Here is an 8,134-nt window from a genome sequence, read left to right on the forward strand (position 1 = left end):
TTCCATCCCTTTGCCGGGGCGGGCGCGCGACTGGGAGGACATTACGAATGTATAAGAAGACGCTCGTCATGGGCATCGGAAACGTGCTGTGGGCCGACGAAGGGTTCGGCGTGCGCTGTGTCGAGGCCATGACGGACCAGTGGTCCTTTCCGGAACATGTGACGCTGCTGGATGGCGGCACGCAGGGTCTTTACCTGCTGCCGTTCCTCGAAGAGGCCGATGCGCTGATCGTTTTCGACGCGGTGGACTACGGGCTGGAGCCCGGCACGATGAAGATCGTCGAGGGCGACGAGGTCCCTGCCTTCATGGGTGCCAAGAAGATGTCGCTGCACCAGACCGGCTTTCAGGACGTGATCGCCACGGCGCAGCTGATGGGCTACTGTCCCGAGACGCTGGTGCTGATCGGCTGCCAGCCGGAAGAGCTGGAAGACTACGGCGGCGGCTTGCGTGACGTGGTCGCGGCGCAGATCCAGCCCGCCATCGAGATCGCGCTTGACCGCCTGCGCGGCTGGGGCATCACGCCCGTGCCGGGCAAGGGTAACGACAGCCTGCTGGCGGACAAGTCGATCCTGCGCGGTGCCTACGAGGAGGGACGCCCCTCCGAGGAAGAGGCCTGCCGTATCGGGGACGACCGCTTCCTGCCGAAGGCGGTGTAAGCCATGTGCCTGGGTGTTCCCATGAAGATCCTCGCCATCGACGGGATCGCGGCCACGGCGGAAGGGGCCGAGGGGCGCGAGATCGTGGATCTGTCGCTGACCCCGGATGCGAAGGTCGGCGACTGGGTGCTGAACTTCCTCGGCGCGGCGCGCGAGATCGTCACCGAGGACGAGGCGGACAAGATCATGCGCGCCTTGGGCGGCCTGCGTTCGCTGATGAACGGCGGCGATCTGGGCGATGCCTTTGCCGATCTGGAGGAGAGCGGCCCGCGCCTGCCGCCTCACCTGCAAGCCGCGCTGGATGCCGGCAAGACCACAGTTTGAAAGACTCGAGGAAACGCGATGACCCATCCCCTGATTTCCCGCCTGTCCGACGAGTTCGGCTGGCCTGCCTTTGACGACATCGGGTCGGTCGAGGCCTATACCGCGCAGGAGGGCGTGCATGTGCTGTTCGTCCCCGGCGACCCCGTGCGCAACCTCGAGACCGCCGACGTGGCGGTCATCCTGCCCGAGCTGAAGCAGGCCTTTCAGGGCCGTTTCGACTGCGCCGTCGTGGGCAACGCGGTCGAGGAGCAGGTGCGCAACGACACCAAGGTGTTCAAGACGCCGAGCCTGATCTTCTACCGCGACGGTCAGATGATCGGTGCGATCCCGAAGGTGCGGGACTGGGACGACTACATGGCGCGCGTGGCTCATATCCTGAGCCTGCCCGTGGCCGCGGAATAAGGGGAGAGACATGTCGAATTTCGTGATGCCGCCGACCGGCTTTGGTCCGGGCTCGCAGCCTCTGGGCGACGAGGACAAGGAACTGGAATACATGCCGATGCCGCAGGACATGCGGACCTATACGCCGCGTATTCCCGACGTGGCCGAGGATACCGATGTGTCTGCCGCCATGGCGCTGATGGCCGAAGTCGGTCACGCCTGCCAGGAAATCGCGTTGCGCGGCGGGTCGAAGTCCTTCGACCTGACGGGGCTGGACGCGGCGAACCTTGCGCTGGTGGCCGAGACCATGGGCGAAGGCGAAGTGTCGGTAAAGATCTGGGGCCTTCCGGCGCTGGCGGCCCAGGAATCGGTCTTTGCCGGGGTCTGGCGGGTGCGCGGCGACGGCGTGGACCGGATTGAGGTCGCCGCCGTGCCGCAGGCAGCGCGGGCGCGGGCCTTCGTGCCGCGCAAGCCCTCTGCCGGGTCGCAGGCGGTGAAGGGCATGGGCGTTGTGAATGGCCCGGCCATCGCGGTGGAGCTGGAGGAGAAGTCCTCGCTTTATGGCACCGAAGCCGAGATGCACGTGGTCAACCTGACCCTGCTGCCGCACACCGAGCAGGACCTCGAATGGCTGGAGTCGGCACTGGGGCAGGGCTCGGTCATGCTGCTGTCGCGCGGCTATGGCAATTGCCGCGTCACCGCGACCGGCCTGCCGCATGTCTGGCGGGTGCAGTTCTACAACTCGATGGACGTGCTGATCCTCGACACCTTCGAAGTGACGGACATGCCCGAAGTGGTGCTGGCCGCCAACGAGGATCTCGTCGACAGTGGCGAACGTATCCACGAAGTCCTGGAGGCGCTGAAATGACCGGTTTCGAAGGATCCTATCTCGGCGCGTCGGACAAGATCAGCGACCGCGCCATCATGGAATGCAAGATCTGCTGGACGCCCTACGATCCGGCAGAGGGCGACGACACGCGGCAGGTCGAAGCGGGGACGCCGTTCCTTGCGCTTCCGGACGACTGGTCGTGCCCGAATTGTTCGGCCCCCAAGGAGCAGTTCCTCGTGCAGTCCGATCCCGGCAGCACCGAGGCTCTTGAGGCGCAGGCCATGGCCCCGCGCGTCGCGGCACTCGAGGCCGATTTCCGCGAGATCTGGCATTCGAAGATGCGCGACGTGCCGATGATCAACGCGGCGCTGCAGATCGAGGCCATCGGCTTTCAGATGCACGAGGGGCGTCCGCTGGGCGTGCTGATTACGCCGTGGTTCATGAACCTGTTCCTGCTCTCCGCCGAGGGCGAGGACTGGTCCGGCCTGAAGCCCGGTGAAAAGGAAGTGGTGCGGTTCCCCTCCGGCGACTACGAGTTCATCCACAACGTCCGCGAGCAGGTCGGCGGCTACAAGGCGTGCTCGCTGTTCTCGCCGATGGGCGATTTCAAATCGCACCGCGATGCGACCGATGTGGCGCGTGCCGTGATGGTCGCGCTCTTCCAGGAAGAGCACCGCGCCGAGACCGACCGTTCCGCCGACATCCGCAAGATGCGCGAAGACGACCTGAAGGCGCAGGAAGAGGCCGAGAAAGCCGCTGCCGAAGCAGAGGCCGAAGAGGCAGCGGAAGAGGTGGAACTGGACCCGACGCCCTCGCGGCGCGCCGTTATCACCGGCGGTCTGGCCGCCGCGTCGGGAGAGTAAGATGCTCGACCATGCTCCGCGCCTGACGTGGGTTACCCCTCCGGCCCTGCCGGTGGACCGCCTCGTCGTGGGGCGGAACATCGAGGAAGCCTCGGCGATCCTGCCGCGCGTCTTCAACCTGTGCCGTGGCGCGCAGGAAACCGCCGCGCGGCTGGCCTTTGGTAAACCGCTCGTGGAGGGGGCAGACGATGCCCTGCATGCCGAGATCCTGCGCGATCACGTCATGATGCTGGCGATCCGGTTGCCGCGCCACTTTGGCGGCGTGGCGCAGGCCTTGCCCTCTGGATGGCAATCCGATCCCGCGCTGCTGCGCCCGATTCTGCTGGGCGATTTGTACCGCATGCCGGACGAGGCCTTTGCCCTTGCACGGGCTCTGACCGCGCGCGAAGGCGTGTTCCGCCTGCTGGCGCAGGTCCGCGACAGCTTCTTGCCCGGTGAGGCGGCGAGCGACGTACTGCCCGTGCCGGAGGGGGCGGAGTCGTTGGAAATCCGGCCGTTCGAGAACTCGGTCGCGGGACGCTGGGCGGATCATCCGATGATGCGCGCGGTCGAACGCGACTACGGACGCGGGCCTTTCTGGCGGGTGTTGGGCCGGGTCGTGGAACTGGAGGCGCTGATCTCGGGCTACAGGCTGGGATTCCGGGCGACACCCGCGGACGAGGCCTTTGTCGCCGCCGCGCGCGGCACGTATGCGGTGCGGGCAAAGACGGACCGGGGCGTCGTCAAGGCGTTCCACCGGGTCACGCCGACGGATCATCTGCTTGCGCCGGGCGGCGTGATGGAACAATCGCTGGCGCGGTTGCCGGACCAGAAGCGGGGGCTCGGGCCGCTGCTGCTGGACATCCTGGACCCCTGCGTGCCGCTGAAACTGCAGGAGGTGCAGGATGCATGAGTTGTCGGTCTGCGAGGGCATCCGCACGGTTCTGGAAGATCAGGCGCGCGCCCACAACGTCAGCCGCATCACGAAGGTGCGGCTGGAAATCGGCAAGTTCGCGGGCATCGAGAAGGACGCGCTGTTCTTTGCCTTCGACGTGGTGATGCGCGGATCGCCCGCCGAGGGCGCGGCGCTGGAAGTGATCGACCTGCCGGGGCAGGCGCTGTGTTATGACTGCATGAAAACGGTCGAAATCGAACACCGGTTGGACTGCTGCCCGGATTGCGGCGGCGGCAAGCTGATGCCGCAGGGCGGCGATGAAATGAGAATCAAGGACTTGGAGGCTGCGTGATGTGTACGGTTTGCGGATGTGCTGACGGCGAGGTGAAGGTGCACGGGCATGGTCATTCCCATGACCACGGGCATGACCATGACCATGGGCACCACCATCATCACCACGGGCACGATCACGATCATGACCATGGCCACCACCATCACGGTCACGACCATGTGCATTTCGGCCAAGGCCCTGCGGGTGTCGAGGTTCCGGGCATGTCGCAACAGCGGCTGATCGAGATCGAGACCTCGATCCTCGCCAAGAACGACCGCTACGCCGAGATGAACCGCAGCGCGCTGGACGCCATGGGTGTGCTGGCGGTGAACCTCGTGTCCTCGCCCGGCTCGGGCAAGACGACCCTTTTGTGCAAGACCATCGAGGCGCTGGGGAATCAGCCGCTCGCGGTGATCGAGGGTGACCAGCAGACCCAGAACGACGCCGACCGCATCCGCGCCACCGGCGCCCGCGCCGTTCAGGTGAACACCGGCAAGGGCTGCCACCTCGACGGTCACATGGTGGGCCACGCGCTGGAGCATCTCGCATTGGAACCCGCATCGATGCTGTTCATCGAGAACGTCGGCAACCTCGTCTGCCCCGCTTCCTTCGACCTGGGCGAAGATTGCAAGATCGCGATCCTCTCGGTCACCGAAGGCGAGGACAAGCCGCTGAAATACCCCGACATGTTCCAAGCGGCGCGGCTGGCGATCCTGAACAAGGTCGACCTTGCCCCGCATTGCGACGTGGACATGGACCTGTATGAAACCAACCTGCGCCGCGTGAACCCGGAGATCGAGATCATCTCGTTGTCCGCGCGCACGGGCGAGGGGATGGAGGCCTGGCTGAACTGGCTGCGCACGCGGCTGGCGGCAAAGCAGGCCCCGGCAGCGGCGGAGTAACCCATGTCGGACGCCATGACCGAGACCCTGCCCACCGTCCTGCTGGTCGACGACGAGGAACATTCCCTCGCCGCGATGCGCATGGCGCTGGAGGACGACTTTGACTGCCTCTGTGCGCTCAGTGCCGACGAGGCCGAGGCGCTGATGGAGGACAACTTTGTCCAGGTGGTGATCTGCGACCAGCGGATGCCGGGGCGGTCGGGCGTGGACTTCCTGTCGGTGGTGCGCGACCGCTGGCCGGAAACCGTGCGCATCATCATCACGGGTTACGCCGAAACACAGGACATGATCGCGGCGATCAACGATGCGGGCATCTACCAGCTGATCACGAAGCCCTGGCATCCCGATCAGCTGATCATGATGGCCAAGAACGCCAGCGATCTGTTCCGCCTGAACCGCGACCATGAACGCATGTCGCTGGAAATGCGGTTCCTGACGCGGTCTGTCGAACACAAGCTGTCGGAAAAGCGCCGCGCCCTGCGCGAGGGGCTGGGGTTCGAAAAGATCCTGCGCACCGCCAATTCGCCGATGAACCCGGTGGTGGCACAGGCGCGGCAGTTCGCCTCCTTCGACGTGTCCGTGATGATCGTCGGCGAAAGCGGCACCGGCAAGGCCGAGATGGCCCGCGCGATCCACTACGGCTCGCTCAGGTCCGACCGGGCGTTTCACGAGGTCAACTGCGTCGGCGTCGATGACCGCATCCTGGAAATCGAGCTCTTCGGCCACAAGCGCGGCGCGATCCCGGGGCTCCAGACCAACGGCGTCGGTTTGCTGCAAAAGGCCGACCGGGGCACCCTGTTCCTGAACGGGGTCGAATCCCTCAGCCCGCGCATGCAGCTGCAGTTGCAACAGGTGGCGACCGAGGGCGTGTTCCGCCCGGTGGGTGGCCATGAAACGGTACGTTCGAACGCGCGGCTCGTGGCGGGGTCGAACCATGACCTGCGGGCCGAGGTCGAGGCGGGCAGCTTCCGCGCCGATCTGTTCTACGCGCTGGCGCAGACCACGCTGCACATGCCACCGCTGCGCGCGAGACTGGACGACCTGGCCCTTCTGGCGCAGGAAATGTTGTTCGAGGCGGCCAGCCGTCACGGCAAGATCGTGCATGGCCTGTGCGAGGACGCCGTGGATTTCCTCAAGCGCTACCATTGGCCGGGCAACATGAAGGAGCTCGAAAACGAGGTCCTGCGGATGCTGATCTTTGCCCAGGACCCGGTGCTGGGGCCGGAACTGATCTCGCGCCACATCCTTCAGGCCGCACCGGTCGAAGGCGGGCGGGACGCCACGGTGGACGCAGTGCTGGCGGACACCGGGTCGCTCAAGGAACGGGTGGAGCAGATCGAGATGCGCATCCTGCGCGAGACCCTGACCCGTCTGAAGTGGAACAAGTCGCGGGCGGCGTCCGAGCTGGGTCTTAGCCGCGTGGGCCTCAGGGCCAAGATCGAACGCTACGGGATAGAAGAGCCGCGCAAGGTCGGCGCCGACATTGGTGACGAGGAGGAAGAATAAGATGTGTCTGGGAATACCGGGGCAGATTGTTGCCGTAACCGATGAGGCGCGCATGATGGCCATGGCCGAGGTGTCGGGCGTCCGGCGCGAGGTCAACGTGGCCTGCATCGCGACCGGCCCGATCGAGGAGGTCGTGGGCAAATGGGCGCTGATCCACGTGGGCTTTGCCATGTCCGTGATCGACGAAGACGAGGCGGCGGCGACGCTCGAGGCCCTGCGCGGGCTTGGCGAGGCGCAGGAGACGCTCGAAGCGATGGCCCATGGCGAGGCGGCCCTGGAGGGGACACAGGCATGAAATACGCAGAGGAGTTCCGCGACCCGAAGGCCGCGAAGGCGCTGCTGGCCGCCATTGGCCGGGTGTTGGACGAGATCGGCGCCACGGCGGACAAGCCGGTACACATCATGGAGATCTGCGGCGGGCATACCCACGCGATCTTTCGCTACGGGCTGGACAAGCTCGTGCCGCCAGGGCTGGAGTTCATCCACGGCCCGGGCTGCCCGGTCTGCGTGCTGCCCATGTCGCGCGTCGACGAATGCGTCGAGATCGCCGAACGCCCGGACGTGATCTTTACCACCTTTGGTGACGCCATGCGCGTGCCGGGGACAAAGAAGTCGCTGTTGCAGGCAAAGGCGGACGGCGCGGACATCCGCATGGTCTACTCGCCGCTGGACGCGCTTGAGATCGCGCGGCGCAACCCGACGAAGGAAGTCGTGTTCTTCGGCCTCGGCTTTGAAACCACGACGCCCTCGACCGCCCTGTCGATCCAGCAAGCGGCACGCGAGGAGCTGGCGAATTTCAGCGTCTTCTGCAACCACATCACCGTGCCGCCGCCCATCAAGGCGCTGCTGGACGATCCGCACATGATCCTCGACGGCTTTGTCGGGCCGGGGCATGTGTCCATGGTTATCGGCGTGCATCCCTATGACTTCATCGCCGAGGACTACGGCAAGCCGCTGGTGGTCGCGGGTTTCGAACCGCTGGACCTGTTGCAATCGGTGCTGATGGTGCTGGAACAGATCCGCGACGGCCGCGCCGAGATCGAGAACCAGTACGCCCGCATCGTACCCGAGCACGGCAACCCGGTGTCTCTGGCCGCCATCGCCGATGTCTACGAGGAACGCCCCTCGTTCGAATGGCGCGGACTGGGCGAGATCGACGCCTCGGGCTTGCGCATTCGCGACGCCTACAAGGCGTGGGACGCGGAAGAGAAGTTCGGCATCGGCTACGCCTCGGGCGAGCGATCCGTACAGGAGCCGGAGGGCTGCGAATGCGGCGCAGTCATGACGGGCCGTCTGAAGCCTGTGCAATGCCCGATGTTCGGCACGGGCTGCACGCCGGAGATGCCCTTGGGGGCGTTGATGGTGAGTTCGGAAGGGGCCTGTGCGGCCTACTACCAATACGGTGGCGCGCGGGTGGCGGAGCCTGCGGAGTAAGAGGTTTCGCGCCGGCTGACGCCGGGGCGACCGG

At 65.8% G+C, this 8,134-nt stretch carries 11 protein-coding genes; all 11 read left to right on the plus strand.

The features are described 5' to 3' along the window. Positions 1–47 precede the first annotated feature (47 nt). The 11 genes from ACP16H_RS06375 to hypD are packed head-to-tail and all read left to right on the plus strand — an operon-like array spanning position 48 to position 8,100. Positions 48–656, plus strand: a complete 609-nt coding sequence (locus ACP16H_RS06375; RefSeq protein WP_425071426.1) for a HyaD/HybD family hydrogenase maturation endopeptidase — start codon at positions 48–50, stop codon at positions 654–656. A gap of 3 nt (positions 657–659) precedes the next feature. After that, positions 660–980: a HypC/HybG/HupF family hydrogenase formation chaperone gene (locus tag ACP16H_RS06380; protein ID WP_425071427.1), complete on the plus strand. Its 321-nt coding sequence runs from the start codon at positions 660–662 to the stop codon at positions 978–980. An 18-nt stretch (positions 981–998) separates the two neighbouring features. Further along, on the plus strand, positions 999–1,382 hold the full coding sequence (locus ACP16H_RS06385; RefSeq protein WP_425071428.1) for a hydrogenase accessory protein: 384 nt from the start codon (positions 999–1,001) through the stop codon (positions 1,380–1,382). 10 nt (positions 1,383–1,392) lie between these two features. After that, positions 1,393–2,229 carry a hydrogenase expression/formation C-terminal domain-containing protein gene (locus tag ACP16H_RS06390; protein WP_425071429.1) on the plus strand — a complete coding sequence of 279 codons (837 nt, stop codon included), beginning with the start codon at positions 1,393–1,395 and terminating at the stop codon, positions 2,227–2,229. Continuing rightward, a complete protein-coding gene (gene hybE / locus ACP16H_RS06395) occupies positions 2,226–3,053 on the plus strand; it encodes a [NiFe]-hydrogenase assembly chaperone HybE (protein WP_425071430.1) in 828 nt (275 codons plus the stop codon). The genes ACP16H_RS06390 and hybE overlap by 4 nt, the downstream gene beginning before the upstream one ends. A gap of 1 nt (position 3,054) precedes the next feature. Further along, the gene (locus ACP16H_RS06400; protein WP_425071431.1) at positions 3,055–3,945 is read left to right on the plus strand and encodes a hydrogenase expression/formation protein HupK; all 891 of its coding nucleotides are present in this window, start codon (positions 3,055–3,057) and stop codon (positions 3,943–3,945) included. Continuing rightward, positions 3,938–4,279 carry a hydrogenase maturation nickel metallochaperone HypA gene (gene hypA / locus ACP16H_RS06405; RefSeq protein ID WP_425071432.1) on the plus strand — a complete coding sequence of 114 codons (342 nt, stop codon included), beginning with the start codon at positions 3,938–3,940 and terminating at the stop codon, positions 4,277–4,279. The genes ACP16H_RS06400 and hypA overlap by 8 nt, the downstream gene beginning before the upstream one ends. Beyond that, on the plus strand, positions 4,279–5,160 hold the full coding sequence (gene hypB, locus ACP16H_RS06410; protein WP_425071433.1) for a hydrogenase nickel incorporation protein HypB: 882 nt from the start codon (positions 4,279–4,281) through the stop codon (positions 5,158–5,160). The genes hypA and hypB overlap by 1 nt, the downstream gene beginning before the upstream one ends. A 3-nt stretch (positions 5,161–5,163) precedes the next feature. After that, entirely contained in the window at positions 5,164–6,666 is a 1,503-nt protein-coding gene (locus ACP16H_RS06415) for a sigma-54-dependent transcriptional regulator (RefSeq protein ID WP_425071434.1), read from the plus strand. A gap of 1 nt (position 6,667) precedes the next feature. Continuing rightward, a complete protein-coding gene (gene hypC, locus ACP16H_RS06420; RefSeq protein ID WP_425071435.1) occupies positions 6,668–6,961 on the plus strand; it encodes a HypC/HybG/HupF family hydrogenase formation chaperone in 294 nt (97 codons plus the stop codon). Continuing rightward, positions 6,958–8,100 (plus strand): hydrogenase formation protein HypD, encoded by a 1,143-nt coding sequence (gene hypD, locus ACP16H_RS06425; protein WP_425071436.1) that lies wholly within the window; start codon positions 6,958–6,960, stop codon positions 8,098–8,100. Before hypC ends, hypD begins: the two co-directional genes overlap by 4 nt. Positions 8,101–8,134 lie beyond the last annotated feature (34 nt).

This window comes from Sagittula sp. S175 (assembly GCF_049800975.1).
Taxonomy (GTDB): Bacteria; Pseudomonadota; Alphaproteobacteria; order Rhodobacterales; family Rhodobacteraceae; genus Sagittula.